Annotated in this window: 14 protein-coding genes and 1 pseudogene; 10 read left to right on the top strand and 5 right to left on the bottom strand. The window is 55.9% G+C overall.

Annotation, left to right across the window (positions count from 1 at the left end; translation table 11 throughout):
- The first annotated feature begins 108 nt into the window (after nt 1-108).
- The 4 genes from pepA to L579_RS18840 all read left to right on the top strand — a co-directional run bounded on the left by pepA (nt 109) and on the right by L579_RS18840 (nt 5585).
- Nucleotides 109-1620: a leucyl aminopeptidase gene (gene pepA, locus L579_RS18855; protein ID WP_021185767.1), complete on the top strand. Its 1512-nt coding sequence runs from the start codon at nt 109-111 to the stop codon at nt 1618-1620.
- Nucleotides 1621-1693: 73 nt separating this feature from the next.
- Nucleotides 1694-2152, top strand: coding sequence for a DNA polymerase III subunit chi (locus tag L579_RS18850; RefSeq protein ID WP_021185766.1), 459 nt, complete (start codon nt 1694-1696; stop codon nt 2150-2152).
- Nucleotides 2153-2157: 5 nt separating this feature from the next.
- Nucleotides 2158-5013, top strand: coding sequence for a valine--tRNA ligase (locus L579_RS18845; RefSeq protein ID WP_021185765.1), 2856 nt, complete (start codon nt 2158-2160; stop codon nt 5011-5013).
- A 68-nt stretch (nt 5014-5081) separates the two neighbouring features.
- Nucleotides 5082-5585, top strand: a complete 504-nt coding sequence (locus L579_RS18840; protein WP_021185764.1) for a GNAT family N-acetyltransferase — start codon at nt 5082-5084, stop codon at nt 5583-5585.
- 93 nt (nt 5586-5678) lie between these two features.
- Here L579_RS18840 and L579_RS18835 read toward each other — a convergent pair whose 3' ends face one another.
- Both L579_RS18835 and rraB read right to left on the bottom strand, forming a co-directional pair.
- On the bottom strand, nt 5679-6440 hold the full coding sequence (locus L579_RS18835; protein WP_021185763.1) for a tRNA isopentenyl-2-thiomethyl-A-37 hydroxylase MiaE: 762 nt from the start codon (nt 6438-6440) through the stop codon (nt 5679-5681).
- A gap of 57 nt (nt 6441-6497) precedes the next feature.
- A complete protein-coding gene (gene rraB / locus L579_RS18830; protein ID WP_013507725.1) occupies nt 6498-6917 on the bottom strand; it encodes a ribonuclease E inhibitor RraB in 420 nt (139 codons plus the stop codon).
- A 164-nt stretch (nt 6918-7081) separates the two neighbouring features.
- On the opposite strand from rraB, the gene argF reads away from it, so the two are divergent.
- From argF to ridA, 4 genes are all read left to right on the top strand, one after another.
- On the top strand, nt 7082-8089 hold the full coding sequence (argF, locus tag L579_RS18825) for an ornithine carbamoyltransferase (RefSeq protein ID WP_021185762.1): 1008 nt from the start codon (nt 7082-7084) through the stop codon (nt 8087-8089).
- A gap of 244 nt (nt 8090-8333) precedes the next feature.
- A complete protein-coding gene (gene pyrB / locus L579_RS18820; RefSeq protein ID WP_021185760.1) occupies nt 8334-9269 on the top strand; it encodes an aspartate carbamoyltransferase in 936 nt (311 codons plus the stop codon).
- Nucleotides 9270-9282: 13 nt separating this feature from the next.
- A complete protein-coding gene (pyrI, locus tag L579_RS18815) occupies nt 9283-9747 on the top strand; it encodes an aspartate carbamoyltransferase regulatory subunit (RefSeq protein WP_021185759.1) in 465 nt (154 codons plus the stop codon).
- An 80-nt stretch (nt 9748-9827) separates the two neighbouring features.
- On the top strand, nt 9828-10214 hold the full coding sequence (gene ridA, locus L579_RS18810) for a 2-iminobutanoate/2-iminopropanoate deaminase (RefSeq protein WP_021185758.1): 387 nt from the start codon (nt 9828-9830) through the stop codon (nt 10212-10214).
- An 88-nt stretch (nt 10215-10302) separates the two neighbouring features.
- On the opposite strand, the gene L579_RS18805 is transcribed toward ridA, so the two are convergent.
- Complete coding sequence (locus L579_RS18805) at nt 10303-12687, bottom strand: beta-N-acetylhexosaminidase (RefSeq protein WP_021185757.1); 2385 nt, start codon at nt 12685-12687, stop codon at nt 10303-10305.
- Between the two features lie 269 nt (nt 12688-12956).
- On the opposite strand from L579_RS18805, the gene nrdD reads away from it, so the two are divergent.
- Together nrdD and nrdG are read left to right on the top strand one after the other, a co-directional pair.
- Nucleotides 12957-15095, top strand: a complete 2139-nt coding sequence (gene nrdD / locus L579_RS18800) for an anaerobic ribonucleoside-triphosphate reductase (protein WP_021185756.1) — start codon at nt 12957-12959, stop codon at nt 15093-15095.
- Nucleotides 15092-15556: pseudogene (nrdG, locus tag L579_RS18795) on the top strand (anaerobic ribonucleoside-triphosphate reductase-activating protein); the annotation flags it as partial. The gene nrdD and the pseudogene nrdG, both read left to right, overlap by 4 nt.
- On the opposite strand, the gene L579_RS18790 reads toward nrdG, so the two are convergent.
- Nucleotides 15551-16588: a permease gene (locus L579_RS18790; RefSeq protein ID WP_021185755.1), complete on the bottom strand. Its 1038-nt coding sequence runs from the start codon at nt 16586-16588 to the stop codon at nt 15551-15553. The pseudogene nrdG and the gene L579_RS18790 sit on opposite strands and share 6 nt — an antisense overlap.
- Before the next feature lie 179 nt (nt 16589-16767).
- Nucleotides 16768-17196: a YhbP family protein gene (locus L579_RS18785; protein WP_021185754.1), complete on the bottom strand. Its 429-nt coding sequence runs from the start codon at nt 17194-17196 to the stop codon at nt 16768-16770.
- Between the last annotated feature and the right edge of the window lie 93 nt (nt 17197-17289).

Below are 17289 nucleotides of genomic sequence, written 5' to 3'. Positions count from 1 at the left end.
GACCGCCGGCGTTTAAATGTCATGGCGTCGCAACAAATTTAATGCGTTACGAGCGCGCTACATTCTAACGACAGCTTAGGCCGTTGTCTTTAAGATTCAGGAGAGTGCATGGAGTTCAGTGTAAAAAGCGGTAGCCCGGAAAAACAACGCAGCGCCTGCATTGTGGTTGGCGTTTTCGAACCGCGTCGTCTTTCACCGATTGCCGAACAGCTCGATAAGATCAGCGACGGTTACATCAGCGCCCTGCTGCGCCGCGGTGAGCTTGAGGGTAAAGTGGGCCAGACACTGCTGCTGCACCATGTGCCGAATATCCTTTCCGAGCGCATCCTGCTGATCGGCTGCGGCAAAGAACGCGAACTGGATGAGCGCCAGTACAAGCAGGTAATTCAGAAGACCATCAACACGCTGAATGATACCGGCTCAATGGAAGCGGTATGCTTCCTGACTGAACTGCACGTCAAAGGCCGCAATACCTACTGGAAAGTTCGCCAGGCGGTGGAGACCTCCAAAGAAGCGCTCTACAACTTTGATCAACTGAAAAGTAACAAAGTCGAGCCACGCCGCCCGCTGCGTAAGCTGGTGTTCAACGTGCCGACACGCCGTGAACTGACCAGCGGCGAACGCGCAATTCAGCATGGTCTGGCAGTAGCCTCTGGCGTTAAAGCGGCGAAAGACCTCAGCAACATGCCGCCAAATATTTGTAACGCCGCGTATCTGGCGTCGCAGGCACGCCAACTGGCGGATGCGTTCAGCAAAAATGTCACCACCCGCGTCATCGGCGAACAGCAGATGAAAGAGCTGGGGATGAATGCCTATCTCGCCGTCGGTGCGGGTTCGCAGAATGAGTCACTGATGTCGGTGATTGAATACAAAGGCAGCAGCAACGCAGACGAACGCCCGATCGTGCTGGTCGGTAAAGGCCTGACCTTCGATTCCGGCGGTATCTCGATCAAACCGGCGGAAGCGATGGACGAGATGAAGTACGACATGTGCGGCGCTGCATCGGTCTATGGCGTGATGCGCATGGTGGCGGAACTGAATCTGCCGCTGAACGTGGTCGGGGTGCTGGCAGGCTGTGAAAACATGCCTGATGGCCGTTCGATGCGTCCGGGTGACGTGCTGACCACCATGTCAGGCCAGACGGTAGAAGTGCTGAACACCGATGCCGAAGGTCGTCTGGTGCTGTGCGATGCCCTGACTTATGTTGAGCGCTTCGATCCTGAAGTGGTGATTGATGTCGCCACCCTGACCGGTGCCTGCGTGATTGCGCTGGGTCATCATGTCAGCGGTCTGCTGTCAAACCACAATCCGTTGGCGCATGAGTTGATCAGCGCCTCTGAGCAGTCTGGCGACCGTGCCTGGCGCTTGCCGATGGCGGATGAATATCAGGAGCAGCTGGAATCCAATTTTGCCGACATGGCAAACATTGGCGGCCGTCCGGGTGGTGCTATCACCGCAGCGTGCTTCCTGGCTCGCTTCGCGCGCAAATTTAACTGGGCGCACCTGGATATCGCCGGTACTGCCTGGCGCTCCGGGAAAGCCAAAGGCGCAACCGGTCGCCCGGTGCCGCTGCTGTCGCAGTTCCTGCTGAACCGTGCAGGTCTGAACGGCGACGATTAACGCATCCGACGTGCAGCAATTAAAACCGGGGCGCATAATGCGCCCCAATGTCATTAATGGAATCTAGCCCGCCATGAAAAACGCCACCTTTTATGTGATGGAGTCCGATACCGCCAGCGACGGCCTGAGCGCCATTGAAGCGCTGGTGTGCGATTTGGCCGAAGCACGCTGGCGTGACGGCAAACGCATCCTGATTGCCTGCACCGATGAACAGCAGGCCAATCGTCTGGATGAAGCCTTATGGCAGCGCCCGGCAAACGCCTTTGTGCCGCATAACCTTGCAGGCGAAGGCCCGCGTTATGGCGCACCGGTCGAGTTAGCCTGGCCGCAACGACGCGGCAGTTCGCCACGCGACTTGCTAATCAGCCTGCTGCCGCAGTTCGCAGATTTTGCTACTGCTTTCCATGAAGTGATAGACTTCGTTCCTTACGAAGAATCCCAGAAACAGCTGGCGCGTGACCGCTATAAAGCGTATCGCAGCGTTGGCTTCCAATTGAATACGGCGACGCCACCACAGCCGCAAACGACATAGCAGAAATGGAAAAGACATATAACCCGCAAGATATCGAGCAGCCGCTCTACGAGCACTGGGAACAGCAGGGCTACTTTAAACCGAATGGCGACACCAGCCAGGAAAGCTTTTGCATCATGATCCCGCCGCCGAACGTCACCGGCAGCTTGCATATGGGTCACGCCTTCCAGCAAACCATCATGGACACCATGATTCGTTACCAGCGCATGCAGGGCAAAAACACCCTGTGGCAGGCGGGTACTGACCACGCGGGTATCGCTACCCAGATGGTGGTTGAGCGCAAAATTGCGGCTGAAGAGGGCAAAACGCGCCAGGATTACGGTCGCGAAGCCTTTATCGACAAAATCTGGCAGTGGAAAGCGGAATCAGGCGGCAATATCTCCCGTCAGATGCGTCGCCTCGGCAACTCCGTGGACTGGGAACGCGAGCGCTTCACTATGGATGAAGGGCTTTCCAATGCCGTGAAAGAAGTGTTTGTACGCCTGTATAAAGAGAACCTGATTTACCGTGGTAAGCGCCTGGTAAACTGGGACCCGAAACTGCGTACCGCGATTTCTGACCTCGAAGTTGAAAACCGCGAAACCAAAGGTTCGATGTGGCACATCCGCTACCCGCTGGCCGATGGCGCAAAAACCGCGGAAGGTAAAGATTACCTGGTGGTCGCGACCACCCGCCCGGAAACCCTGCTGGGCGATACCGGTGTGGCCGTCAACCCGGAAGATCCACGTTATAAAGATCTGATCGGCAAAGAGCTGATCCTGCCGCTGGTAGACCGTCGTATTCCGATCGTTGGCGATGAACACGCCGACATGGAAAAAGGCACCGGCTGCGTGAAGATCACCCCGGCCCACGACTTCAACGACTACGAAGTTGGCCGTCGCCATGCGCTGCCGATGATCAACATCCTGACCTTCGACGGCGACATCCGCACCACTGCGGAAGTGCTCGACACTAACGGTGAAGAGACTGATGTTTACAGCAACGCCATCCCGGCTGAGTTCCAGAACATGGAACGTTTTGCTGCGCGTAAAGCGATCGTCGCGGCGATTGACGCCCTCGGCCTGCTGGATGAGATCAAGCCTCACGATCTGACCGTACCTTATGGCGACCGTGGCGGCGTGGTGATTGAGCCGATGCTGACCGACCAGTGGTATGTGCGCACTGCCCCGCTGGCAAAAGTCGCGGTTGAAGCGGTGGAAAACGGCGACATCCAGTTCGTGCCGAAGCAGTACGAAAACATGTATTTCTCCTGGATGCGCGACATTCAGGACTGGTGTATTTCCCGTCAACTTTGGTGGGGCCACCGTATTCCGGCGTGGTACGACAATCACGGCAACGTGTATGTCGGCCGCACTGAAGAAGAAGTACGTCAGGAAAACAACCTTGGCGCTGACGTGGCGTTGCGCCAGGACGAAGACGTGCTGGATACCTGGTTCTCTTCTGGCCTGTGGACCTTCTCAACCCTCGGCTGGCCGGAGAACACCGAAGCGCTGCGTACCTTCCACCCGACCAGCGTGCTGGTGAGCGGCTTCGACATCATCTTCTTCTGGATTGCCCGCATGATCATGCTGACCATGCATTTCATGAAAGATGAAAACGGCAAACCGCAGGTGCCGTTCAAGACCGTGTATATCACTGGTCTGATCCGCGACGAAGAAGGACAGAAAATGTCCAAGTCGAAGGGTAACGTCATCGATCCGCTGGATATGGTGGACGGCATTTCGCTGGAAGAGCTGCTGGAAAAACGTACCGGTAACATGATGCAGCCACAACTGGCTGACAAGATCCGCAAACGCACCGAGAAGCAATTCCCGGACGGAATCGTCCCATCAGGTACCGATGCGCTGCGCTTTACCCTGGCGGCCCTGGCCTCGACCGGCCGTGACATCAACTGGGATATGAAGCGTCTCGAAGGTTATCGCAACTTCTGTAACAAGCTGTGGAACGCCAGCCGCTTTGTGCTGATGAACACCGAAGATCAGGATTGTGGCCAGAATGGCGGCGAAATGAAGCTGTCGCTGGCGGATCGTTGGATCCTCACCGAGTTTAACAGCACCGTTAAAGCCTACCGTGAAGCACTGGATAGCTATCGTTTCGATATCGCTGCCAACCTGCTGTACGACTTCACCTGGAACCAGTTCTGTGACTGGTATCTGGAGCTGACCAAGCCAGTGATGAACAGCGGTAGCGAAGCGGAACTGCGCGGCACGCGTAACACGCTGGTGACGGTGCTGGAAGCGTTGCTGCGCCTGGCCCATCCGGTCATTCCGTTTATCACTGAAACCATCTGGCAGCGTGTTAAAGTACTGAAAAATATCAGCGACGACACCATCATGCTGCAACCGTTCCCGCAGTACGAAGCGGCGAAAGAAGATGCGGAAGCGAAAGCGGATATCGAGTGGATGAAGCAGGCGATCGTCGCGGTGCGTAATATCCGCGCCGAGATGAACATCGCCCTGAGCAAACCGCTGGATGTGTTGTTGCGTGATTGCTCACCGGCGGCGCTGCGTCGCGTGGAAGAGAACCGTAACTTCCTGTCGCGTCTGGCACGCCTGGAAAGCCTGACCATCCTGCCTGCGGGCGAGAAAGGCCCGGTATCGGTGACCAAGATCGTTGAAGGCGCTGAACTGCTGATTCCGATGGCGGATCTGGTTAACAAAGAAGCGGAGCTGGATCGTCTGGCGAAAGAGCTGACCAAGCTGGATGTTGAGATCGAGAAGATCCAGACCAAGCTGGCGAACGAAGGCTTTGTTGCCCGTGCACCGGAAGCGGTGGTGGCGAAAGAGCGCGAACGTGCAGCTGAGCTGGAACAATCAAAAGCAAAACTGATTGAACAGCAGGGCGTGATTGCGGCATTGTAATCGCTTCAGGCCAACTGCTTAACCGAAGCCGGGCACTGCCCGGCTTTTTTCTATCGGATGAGATGCTAATGACCACTGTCACCCCGCTGGATCTTCAGGTACGTCCCATTACCGCAGCCGATAATCCGCTGATTGCTCGGGTCATTCGCGACGTCTCTGCCGAGTTCGGCCTGACTGCTGACAAAGGCTATACCGTGTCTGATCCCAATCTGGACCGGCTGTTTGAATTGTACAGCGAGGCGAACAGCGCTTACTGGATTGTCGAGCATCAGGGCAAAGTGCTGGGTGGCGGCGGTGTGGCACCCCTGGCGTGTAGCGCGCCGGATATTTGTGAATTACAGAAGATGTACTTTCTGCCGGAAGCGCGCGGTTTTGGCCTGGCCCGCGATCTGGCACTACGCGCGATGGATTATGCACGCCAGCAAGGTTTCCGTCGTTGCTATCTGGAAACCACCGCCAGCCTGACGCGCGCCATTAAGTTGTATGAATCGCTGGGTTTTACCCTGATTGATACCGCGATGGGCTGCACCGGGCATGTGGATTGTGAAGTGCGTATGCTGCGTACCCTGTAATTATTCCGTCCCGTAGCGGCGCGATTTATCGCGCGGGTTGTAGCGGCGCAATTCATCGCGCGGGTTGTAGCGGCGCGATTTATCGCGCGGATTTTATAAGGTTGGCACGCCGCTGTGAAAACGCAGCTCGGTATCCGGTTCGCTGATTAAGCGCCCTTCCGTCTCACCAATCGCGCGCACGCGTGGCGCAATATCTTTCGGCGAAATCTGCGCCGCCAGCGTCAGGTAATCCTGGTAATGACGCGCTTCGGAACGCAGCAGCGAGATATAAAACCTCTCCAGTTGCTCATCCAGATAAGGTGCCAGGCTGGCGAAACGTTCACAAGAACGCGCCTCGATATAAGCACCGCAAATCAGCTTATCTACCAACGTATCCGGCTCATGAGTCGTGACCTCACGCAGCAACCCTTTGGCGTAACGACTGGCGGTAATTTTCCGATATGGCAGACCGCGCGCCTGCATAATTTCCCAGACCTGATAAAAATGGTGCAGCTCTTCTTTAATCAGCAGCACCATCTTTTCCACCAAATCATCCGCCCACGGTAGCTCATTACGCACAATGATGCTTTTGGTCAGATTTTTGTGGGCGTTGATAAAGTTGCTGTCGTGATCTTCGCCAAAAATAAAATCTTCGTAGGGCTTCAGCCACGCCAGAATAGCGTCACCACTCGGCTTGTCAGCCACATATTTACGAATCAACCAGACGGCGGTTTGCGCGGCTTTTAACTCACAAACCATATGATCGGTGAGCAGCAACGTCAGGTTTTCCGGCTTGCGTGCTTCATCAATCCACGCCTGTGGTGTGCGGCAATGCAGAAACTGATGGATAGGTTCTAATAGCGGGGCGTAATTCATGAATGTCTTTATCTGCGGGGAAAAAATACGGGCAGCAACGCGGCTGCCCGTTCATTTTTAGTGACGTACACCGTCGTCTTCATCATCAATGAAGTCGCCGTCATCATCTTCGTCTTCCGCGTCCGGGTCTTCGAAGTAGGTGCCCCAACCGTCGTAATCTACGTTGTATTTGCCCGCCAGATTCACCAGTTGCTCAACCTGCGCATCAATCAGCTCGGGTTTCAGCGCGGCTTCGCTCAGGATGTCGACACACATCACCGTGCTGCCATCTTCCAGCTCCAGCTCTTCCGGTTCAGTTACCTCGTAACCCAGCTTAAAGGCATCTACCGCCGCTTTTTCCAGCGAGTCAAAATTGTTGCAGGAAAGATGGTGCTCGATGGTGTAGAGGGCATCAGGATCGCTGCCATCTTCCAGTAATTCATCAATGATCAACCGCGTCTCTTCGCGTTGTTCTTCCAGCAATGCTTCGTATGCCATGGGGATATCCTCAAAATGTTCGGCAATGAATGCAATTATTTTCCCACACTGCCTCGCGCGCCACTACTCAAAACAGAAAGTTTCTTAACGCTGGGGTTGAAAATGCATATTCATACGGTTAGATTGAATTTTAATTCATTTATGATCCCCACACGGAGCGCTGTATGAGTCAGCTGAACCAACGTCATTTCCTGAGATTGCTGGACTTCACCCCAGCAGAAATTGATTACCTGTTAAGACTGGCCGGTGAATTAAAACACGCAAAGAAAAACGCCAGCGAAACACAGTACCTGAAAGGCAAAAACATCGCGCTCATCTTCGAAAAAGACTCGACTCGTACCCGTTGCTCTTTCGAAGTTGCCGCTTACGATCAGGGTGCTAACGTGACTTACCTCGGCCCAAGCGGCAGCCAGATCGGCCATAAAGAGTCGATGAAAGACACTGCGCGCGTGCTCGGACGTATGTATGACGGTATTCAATATCGTGGTTATGGTCAGGCGTTGGTGGAAACCCTGGCGGAACATGCCGGGGTGCCGGTCTGGAACGGTCTGACCACCGAATTCCATCCAACTCAGTTGCTGGCGGATCTGCTGACGATGCAGGAACATCTGCCACAAAAATCGCTGAACCAGATGACGCTGGTGTATGTTGGCGATGCGCGCAATAACATGGGCAACAGCATGCTGGAAGCAGCTGCGATGGTCGGGCTGGACCTGCGTCTGGTGGCACCGAAAGGCTGCTGGCCGGAAGAACAACTGGTGGAACAATGCCGCATCGCAGCGCAAAAAACCGGTGGCAAAATCACGCTGACCGAAGATATCGCCACCGGCGTGCAGGGTGCCGATTTCATCTACACTGACGTGTGGGTCTCGATGGGAGAAGACAAATCCGTGTGGTCTGATCGTATCGCGCTGTTGCGCCCGTATCAGGTAAACAGCGCGATGCTGGCGTTGACCGGCAATCCGCAGGTGAAGTTCCTGCACTGCCTGCCAGCGTTCCATGATGACCAAACCACGCTGGGACGTCAGATGGCTGAGCAGTATGGCCTGAACGACGGTATGGAAGTCAGCAACGAGGTGTTTGAATCGGCACACAGCATTGTGTTTGACCAGGCAGAAAACCGCATGCACACCATTAAAGCCGTGATGGTGGCAACGCTCGGCCAGCCCTGACTCAGGCGGCAGCAAACGATTACCTCGCGTGCGATTTTTGCTTGATGCAAAGCAGTGAATGCGTATAATGCGCCACAATTTGCCGGGAGGAAGCATGCAACAGCGCAGCGCACAATTTGACGCTCAATTACGCCAGAAAGCTGGCGGCGCACCTGTTTCTTTCCGTCATCAATCGATCGCAAATCAAGCCCCTTAAGCAGGGGCTTTTTTTTGTCCGTTATCCGGCAGCGCAGAGGAGAGAGCTATGGCCAACCCGCTATATCGTAAGCACATTATTTCAATTAACGATCTCAGCCGCGCTGAGCTGGAGCTGGTACTGCATACCGCCGCGCAGCTCAAGGCACACCCGCAGCCGGAATTGCTGAAACACAACGTCATCGCCAGCTGCTTCTTTGAAGCCTCAACGCGTACCCGTCTGTCGTTTGAAACCGCCATGCATCGCCTTGGTGCCTCGGTCGTCGGTTTTGCCGACGGCAGCAACACCTCGCTCGGTAAGAAAGGGGAAACCCTCGCCGATACCATTTCGGTGATTGGTACCTATGTCGATGCCATTGTGATGCGCCATCCGCAGGAAGGCGCGGCCCGTCTCGCTACCGAGTTTTCCGGCGGCGTGCCGATTCTCAACGCCGGAGACGGGGCTAACCAACATCCGACGCAAACCCTGCTCGATTTGTTCACCATTCGTGAAACCCAGAGCCGTCTGGATAACCTGAATGTGGCGATGGTGGGTGACCTGAAATATGGCCGTACCGTGCACTCCCTGACTCAGGCGCTGGCGAAGTTCGATGGCAACCGGTTCTTCTTTATCGCCCCTGATGCACTGGCGATGCCGTCTTACATCACCGATATGCTGGATGAGCAAAACATTCGCTGGTCGCGCCATGACAGCATCGAAGAGGTGATGCCGGAACTGGATATCCTGTACATGACGCGCGTGCAGAAAGAGCGTCTCGACCCGTCAGAATACGCCAACGTCAAAGCGCAGTTTATTCTGCGCGCCAGCGACCTGTTGGGCGCACGCGACAATATGAAGGTGCTGCACCCGCTGCCACGAATCGATGAGATCACCACGGATGTCGACAGCACACCGCACGCCTGGTATTTCCAGCAGGCCGGGAATGGCATCTTTGCCCGCCAGGCGTTGCTGGCTCTGGTACTGAATCGCGATCTGGCCCTGTAAGGAGGAAAACAGCATGACACACGATAACAAATTGCAGGTTGAAGCCATCAAACGCGGCACGGTGATTGACCATATCCCGGCGCAGGTTGGCTTTAAATTACTGTCGCTGTTTCGCCTGACCGAAACCGATCAGCGCATCACCATTGGTCTGAATCTGCCTTCTGGCGAAATGGGGCGTAAAGATCTGATCAAGATCGAGAACACCTTTCTCACCGATGATCAGATCAACCAACTGGCGGTGTATGCCCCTCATGCCACGGTCAACCGTATCGACGAATATGAAGTGGTGGCAAAGATCGCCCCGACACTGCCGGATCGCATCGAACGGGTGCTGACCTGCCCGAACGGCAACTGTATCAGCCGCAGTGAGCCAGTGTTCTCCAGTTTTGCCGTGAAAAAACGCGACGATGAAGTGCACCTGAAGTGCAAATATTGCGAGAAAGAGTTCGCGCACCATGTAGTGCTCGGTCACTGGTAATCGTCGGCATCGCCCCTATAATGGGGCGATCTTTTCATGCCGTCGGGAGCACTGGCGGCGCATTTTCTTAAGGAGAAACAATGTCTCGCGAAATCAGTACCGAAAAAGCACCGGCAGCGATTGGTCCGTACGTACAGGGCGTGGATCTCGGTAGCATGATCATTACCTCCGGCCAGATCCCGGTTGATCCGCAAACCGGCGCAGTGGCTGACGATGTGTCTGCTCAGGCGCGTCAGTCGCTGGAAAACGTGAAGGCGATTGTTGAAGCTGCCGGTCTGAAAGTGGGCGACATTGTGAAAACCACGGTGTTTGTCAAAGACCTGAATGACTTCGCCACCGTGAACGCAACCTATGAAGCGTTTTTCACCGAGCATAACGCCAGCTTCCCGGCTCGCTCCTGCGTGGAAGTGGCGCGTCTGCCGAAAGATGTGAAAATCGAAATCGAAGCCATCGCGATTCGTCGTTGATGCCCCCCGTAGCGGCGCGATTTATCGCGCGGATTTTTCCCGCATAGCGCACGAAATCGCGCGATAAATCGCGCCGCTACATCCTGGGTTATTTGACAGAACGCAGCAGTTTCTCCAGCGGTCGTACTAACGCCAGCACCGTCTCATCCTGCACCTCGGCAGCGTCATCCAGTTTCTCTTGCATCTGCGCCACTTCTCCCGCGCCATACGCCTGATTACGCTCCAGCGTCGCGACCAAATCCAGCCCCATGCGGCAGAGAATTGCCACCTGCTGTGCCTGCGGTTGCAGTGCATGCAGTTGATAGTTATGCAGCGTCAGCGGCAGCACCCGGTCGCTGTTACTTAGCCAGCGTTGCAATTGCTGGCGAATCACATTAGCGGCCTGCCGGTTGCCCCGATTAGCGATCAAGGCATCCACCGGCTTGTCCAGCAAACGCACCGCTTCGCTCTCGGCGGGCAGAATATCGGCCAGACGGTTAAGCGGCTCGAAATAGTTATAGTGGCCTGCCTGGAATTTCAGATGCTGCCGCGTGTAATATTGTGCCGGTTCCAGCACCTCACTCAGCACGCGCAGTGGGGTAATATCGGTGCTGTTCGCCAGTCGCATCATCTGTACCTCCGCCTGCTGATGTTGTTGCAGACCAACGGATATGGCACCCCAGCGATCGATGGCGCTCAACCGCTGATACATATTATCGCTGTCATTCACATCGGCAGCAGACCACAGGCGTTCCGCCACCACAAAGGTTCGTGGCCACAGTTTGGTGTCAATAATCTGGCTATTGACGTTTTCCGCCCACAGCGCCGCTTCACCCCCTTTCAGGTTTTCGCTTAACTGCTGCGGGCTGGGCAACGAAGGGGCAATCCCACTGGGTACTTGTGCCAGACGGCCCCCCTCGGTGGGATAACGGACATTGCCCACCAGCATATATCCGGTCAGTTTATTGTCCGTCAACGTCACCACCGGCTGCACTTCCCCCATCCAGGTATCCACCCGGAACGTGACCTGGCTGGATGACAACCAGTCAACCTGCTGCACCAGGCGCCGCGCTTTGCCGTTAAAGTCAATAAAACCGCGCCACCCCTCTTTTCCCTCAATCAGGGTGAAACTGCCCTGCACCGCGCTGCCTTTCAGACGTGGCAGGGTGAATGCCCAACTCTGTGCCTGCTCATCCGCCTGCACCTGATCCTCGCGGTTCAGCCCCTGCGGGAAAGGCTCATTACGATAGTGGTAAGCCGCAGGTTGTGGTTGATCAAGGTAGAAGCCGGTTGAAAGGATGCCGCGATAGTCGTTTTTCACCACCTCACCTAAGGCATCCTGCCCCTGCCACGACTGGATCAGAATGCTGCGCGGCAGATCGGGATGATAGATTTCGTCCCAGCCCACCATGCGACGTTGATGCGCTTCAAGAATCTTTTCCACCCGCTGATTAAACCAGGCCTGCAACGCATGGGCATCCTTTAACCCGTGATCGCGCATAAACTGTTGAATTTTAGGCGAGTCATTCCACTGCGCAGGATCAACCTCATCACCGCCAATATGCAGGTACGGATCCGGGAAGATCGCTGCCACTTCCCCCACCAGCGTATCGATAAAGGCAAAAACCTGTTCATTGCTCGGATCGAGCAGCGGCTTAAATACCCCCCAGCCTCGCTCCATTGAGTACGGTCCCGGTGCGCTGATCAGCTCTGGCATCGCCACGGCGATGGCCGAAGCATGGCCGGGTAGATCAATTTCCGGGACAACGCGGATGCCACGCTGCGTGGCATATTGCACCACATCGCGCATCTGCTGCTGGGTGTAGTAGCGACCATCACTGGCTTTATCCTGCAACTGCGGATAATGACTGGAGGCAAAACGCCAGCCCTGATCGTCGGTCAGGTGCCAGTGAAAAACATTCATACGGGCTGCCGCGATGCCATCAATCTGACGTTTGATGGTCTCCACCGGCATAAAATGACGTGCGGAGTCGATCAGCAAACCGCGCCAGGCAAAGCGCGGTTGGTCATTGATGGTGACATACGGGATGACCGTGCCGCTTTCGCTATTCTCAATCAGTTGCAGCAGAGTCTCCATACCACGCATGGCACCGAAGCGTGTCTGCGCCTCGAGCAAGACACCATCGCTGTTCACCTCCAGCTGATAGCTTTCATCGCTGTCCGGTTGCGGTAATGGGTCAACCGCCTCTTTGATTTGCACCCGGATAGTCGCCTTTTCATCCGATGCGTCCGTTGGCAACAACGGCCAGCCAGTTTGTCGCGCAATACGTCTGAGCCAGCGCGTCTCCGCCCCCTCCAGATGGTCCCCCGATATGTGTAGCGTCAGCTGTGGCGTTAGTTGATAGGCACCGCCGCTCCGAGGCAGCTCAACCTGTTGCGGCCAGGGCATCAGCGGCAGATCACCCGCCGGGGTGGCGAAAGCGGAAAAACTCACGGATAAACAACAGGCAAGCAGCGTGCGTTGCAGAGGCATGAAGGGCATCCTTGTTAACGATTGTCGGACCAAAGCGGGCAAAAGGCTCATTAAACCTGTTTCGCGTCGCACATCAAGTTGCAGAAAGCGGAACTATGGGCGGGTTAAAACTTTTTCAGTTTAGTCAGCGTTGCTGATTGCGCGCCTTTCAAACTTCCTTATTGCTTCTTTGCGCCATATCAAAAACCCTGCAATTAATTCTCAGGCAAACACCATATATAGCGATTACACTTCGTAAAAATCACAACATGTAGTTTCACGGAGAGTAAATGGCAACGGTAGTGATTAAGCGTGACGGCTGCAAAGTGCCGTTCGATGCCCAGCGCATTGCCTGCGCCGTACAGGCTGCGGCCAGTGCGGTACAGGTGAACGATGCGGCCTGGTGCGCCCAGGTTGCGGCAGAAGTGGAACAGCAACTGGCTGCACGCCACGAGGTGGATATCCGCGATATCCAATGCGCGGTCGAAGAGACGCTGATGAGCGGTCCGTGGCCGCAGCTGGCACGCGCCTATATTGAATATCGTCACGACCGTGACCTGGCGCGTGAACAGCGCGGGAAACTACATCACGCTATTCGTGGCCTGGTTGAACAAACCAACGCCGCGCTGTTGAACGAGAACGCCAACAAAGATAGCAAGGTGATCCCCACCCAGCGTGATTTGCTGGCAGGGATCGTCGCCAAACATTATGCGCAACAACAGATCCTGCCACGCGACGTGGTGCTGGCGCACGAACGCGGTGAGATCCACTACCACGATCTCGATTATTCGCCCTTCTTCCCGATGTTTAACTGCATGTTGATTGATCTGCACGGCATGCTAACCAACGGCTTCAAAATGGGTAACGCTGAGATCGAGCCACCCAAATCGATCGCCACCGCCACCGCCGTCACCGCGCAGATCATCGCCCAGGTCGCCAGCCACATTTACGGCGGCACCACCATTAACCGTATCGATGAAGTGCTGGCCCCCTTTGTCACCCTGAGCCTGGAAAAACATCGTGCTGTCGCCCTTGAATGGCAGATTGCCGATGCCGAGGCGTATGCCCGCGCGCGTACCGAAAAAGAGTGTTACGACGCCTTCCAGTCGCTGGAGTATGAGGTCAATACGCTGCATACCGCCAACGGCCAAACCCCCTTTGTCACCTTTGGTTTTGGCCTCGGCACTGACTGGGCGGCACGTTTGATCCAACAATCGATCCTGCGCAACCGTATTGCCGGGCTGGGCAAAAACCACAAAACCGCGGTATTTCCGAAGCTGGTATTTGCCATCCGTGAAGGGGTTAACCGCCGTGCGGGTGACGTCAATTACGACATCAAACAACTGGCGCTGGAGTGTGCCAGCAAGCGGATGTATCCCGATATCCTCAATTATGACCAGGTGGTGAAAGTCACGGGTTCGTTCAAGACGCCAATGGGTTGTCGCAGCTTCCTCGGCGTGTATGAAGAGCATGGTGAGCAGATCCACGAAGGACGCAACAACCTGGGCGTGATCAGTCTCAACCTGCCACGCATTGCGCTGGAAGCCCAGGGTGATGAGGCACGTTTCTGGTCGCTGCTGGATGAACGCCTGGCACTGGCGAAACGTGCGTTGATGACCCGTATCGCGCGGCTGGAAAAAACCAAGGCCCGCGTCGCGCCGATTCTGTATATGGAAGGTGCCTGTGGCGTACGCCTGAAGGCCGATGACGATATCGGGCCGATTTTCCGCAATGGCCGTGCCTCCATCTCCCTTGGCTATATCGGCCTGCATGAAACCCTCAATGCGTTGAGCGGTAACGAAGTGCATCCGTATGATGCCGATTATCTGCGCGCCAAAGGGGTGGCGATTGTCGCCCATCTGCGTCAAGCCGTGGATGCATGGAAAGCGGAAACCGGCTATGGCTTTAGCCTCTACAGCACGCCAAGCGAAAACCTGTGTGACCGCTTTTGCCGCCTTGATGCCGCCGAGTTTGGCGTGGTGCCGGGCGTCACCGACAAAGGTTATTACACCAACAGCTTCCATCTCGATGTCGAGAAGAAGGTTAATCCGTACGACAAAATCGACTTTGAAGCGCCTTACCCACCGATCGCCAACGGCGGTTTTATCTGTTACGGCGAATATCCCAATATCCAGCATAACCTCAAGGCGCTGGAAGATGTCTGGGACTATAGCTACGACCGCGTGCCCTACTACGGCACCAACACGCCCATTGATGAGTGCTACGAATGCGGCTTCAGCGGCGAATTCAGTTGCACCAGCAAAGGCTTTACCTGCCCTTGCTGCGGCAATCATGATCCGGCGCGGGTGTCGGTGACACGGCGCGTGTGCGGCTATCTCGGTAGCCCGGATGCACGTCCGTTTAACGCCGGTAAACAGGAAGAGGTGCAGCGCCGCGTGAAACATCTGGATACGGGACAACTGGGATGATGCATATCCATCGCTATTATGACGTCGATATTGTTAACGGTCCGGGCACACGCTGCACGTTGTTTGTCGCCGGTTGCGAACACCAATGTCGCGGCTGCTACAACCAAAGTACCTGGCGACTGGACTCCGGCGTGCCTTTCACGCTGGCGATGGAAGAACAGCTGATCGCCGATCTCAAAGATCGGCGCATTCCGCGTCAGGGATTGTCGCTCAGCGGCGGCGATCCGCTGCATCCCCATAACGTGCCACATATCCGCCGCCTGGTGAAACGGGTGCGGCGTGAATGCCCTGATAAGGATATCTGGCTGTGGACCGGCTACCAGTTAGCGGAACTGAACGCCGCGCAGCGGGAAGTGATCGCCGAAATCGACGTGTTAATCGATGGGCGATTTATCGAAGCGGAGAAAGATGCGCGGCTGCTATGGCGCGGCAGCCGCAATCAGAAAATCTGGTATCTACGCCAGCCACAGGGCGAGCACACCGACCAGCATTCCGCTGCAAGCGACGCCCAGCAAGGCTATCCACAACGCGCGGGCCGGGAATGCCCGGTGCAGCATCAGTAATGAGGGGACGCTGACCGCTGGCAATGTCAGCAGCAATGCCAGCGCGGGCGCGATGCCCATCCCGGCCAGCATCATGGTCTGGACAATCGGGATCTCTGCCGCAGTCGGGATGACAAACAGACATCCCGCCACTGCCATCACCACTACCCAGAACAACGTGTTACCCACGGCCCCATCCGCATGCGGGAACAGCCAGACGCGGGCAGCGCCAAGCAGCAGCACCGCCGCCACATACAACGGGATGGTGTTCCAGAACAGCCGCCACAGCACCCGCCACCAGCGCTGGAGAAAGGGGTCTTCCGGGGGAGCCGATGCCCTGGCCTCAAGTGCACCGACTTTCTGCGGCACGCTACGTTGCACCAGCCAGGCAATGCCCAGCACCATGATGATCCCCGCCACCAGACGGATGGCCGCGAACTGCCAGCCCAGGACAAAACCCATAAAAATCAGGGTGGCTGGATTCAGTACCGGATTCGCCAGCCAGAATGCCATCGCCGCGCCGCTGGAAACCTGCGACTGCCGCAAACCCGACGCAACCGGTGCGGCACAGCACGTACACATCATGCCTGGTAGCCCAAGCCCGGTGCCAATCAATGCGGAACCAAAACGGTTCTTGCCCATCAGACGCAACAGCCAGCTACGGGGGATCAACACCTGTACCAGCGATCCGAGCAGTACGCCGAGTACCGCCGCTTTCCACACCGCCAGAAAATAGACCATCGCGTAATCCAGCGCGGCACGCCAGGGTGACGCATCCGCGTTGGCTAAAATCGATTTACCGATCGAATGAGTCTCTGCCGCCGTGAATGCTTTGCCGTAGTAGGGTTGCCATTTGACGTACCAGAGGCCAACAATCACCACCAGCAGAAATAGCAGCGGTTTCCACCAGACAAAACGCGTTGCCGCAGCAGTTGAAGTGAGTTGAGTCATGACAGGATTCCGTATTCAGACTGAATAACGAATGCCGTACCGGAGGCACGACGGATTAACCCGCGGCGGCGCGATTTATCGCGCGGTTTTATCATCCATCGCGCACGAAATTGTGCGATAAATCGCGCACGAAATTGCGCGATAAATCGCGCCGCTACGGATAGAGGGTAGCAGAACGCTTAATCCGCGCGCTGCCAGACAATTTTTTTGCCAAACCCCAACGCGTTATCCGTCATCTTCACCTCTTCCAGCACAATTTCCCACAGTGGCGCTGTGACGGCTCGCGAAATGGGGAAACGTTTCTGGTAGGCATGACGCGCCTGTTGCTCGGCTTCATCCCTTAAGCGCTGAATATGGCCGCGATACTGCACACCCTTAATCAGCAACACGGTTTTCGGCTGGCCGTTAACCGTGCCCGCCACGCGCGGATTAGCCAACATCAGTTGACCATGACGGGTATCTGGCTCGGTCATCAGCCAGAACACCATGCGGGATTCATCAAAAACATAAAAACAGTTGGCGCACCAGAGATCGTCACCGTCTGTCGCGCACAGCGACAGCGCATGCTGTTTCTTCAGGTAGCGAATCAGATGGGAATGGTCGGACACAATCGAGCTCCCTTGCAGGCCAGAGGCCTGTGCTGACCAATAGCGGCAACGCCGGATGCGCGCTACACTGCCTGCCAGCAATTTTTCCGAGGT

Source organism: Pantoea sp. AS-PWVM4 (assembly GCF_000468095.1).
Lineage (GTDB): Bacteria > Pseudomonadota > Gammaproteobacteria > Enterobacterales > Enterobacteriaceae > Pantoea > Pantoea phytobeneficialis.
The sequence above is the reverse complement of the archived record's forward strand: the minus strand, read 5'-3'. Positions and strand labels throughout refer to the sequence as shown.